The sequence below is a fragment of the Yersinia vastinensis genome, from assembly GCF_902726565.1.
Taxonomy (GTDB): domain Bacteria; phylum Pseudomonadota; class Gammaproteobacteria; order Enterobacterales; family Enterobacteriaceae; genus Yersinia; species Yersinia vastinensis.
The window spans coordinates 1-497 of sequence record NZ_CACVAF010000039.1; the positions used below are offsets into that span (position 1 = coordinate 1).

Below are 497 nucleotides of genomic sequence, written 5' to 3' on the forward strand. Positions count from 1 at the left end.
TGGGGTGAAGTCGTAACAAGGTAACCGTAGGGGAACCTGCGGTTGGATCACCTCCTTACCTAACGATACGCATTGCGCAGTGTCCACACAGATTGTCTGATAGAAAGTAACGAGCAAATAAAGCCGGACTGAGAAATTGGTCGGGCTTTAGTACCTTGTTGGGTCTGTAGCTCAGGTGGTTAGAGCGCACCCCTGATAAGGGTGAGGTCGGTGGTTCAAGTCCACTCAGACCCACCAACTCACCATTCCCTGTTGAGTTGCAGCAATAAGGTGATTTTGCTTTTTATATGGGGCTATAGCTCAGCTGGGAGAGCGCCTGCCTTGCACGCAGGAGGTCAGCGGTTCGATCCCGCTTAGCTCCACCATATAAAAAAACTATTTCAAAACGCACTGAGGTCGCAAGACACAGTGGGTTGTGAAATATTGCTCTTTAACAATCTGGAACAAGCTGAAAATTGAAACAATACAGCTGAACATTATCTCTCCGTAGATGTACT

2 tRNA genes and 1 rRNA gene are annotated in these 497 nt (G+C 47.7%); all 3 read left to right on the top strand.

Annotated elements, in window-relative coordinates:
• Positions 1-58: ribosomal RNA gene (locus HUZ92_RS20725) — 16S ribosomal RNA — on the top strand; the annotation flags it as partial.
• 102 nt (positions 59-160) lie between these two features.
• Positions 161-237 (top strand) — tRNA-Ile (locus tag HUZ92_RS20730).
• 52 nt (positions 238-289) lie between these two features.
• Positions 290-365: transfer RNA gene (locus HUZ92_RS20735), tRNA-Ala, on the top strand.
• Positions 366-497: the final 132 nt, after the last annotated feature.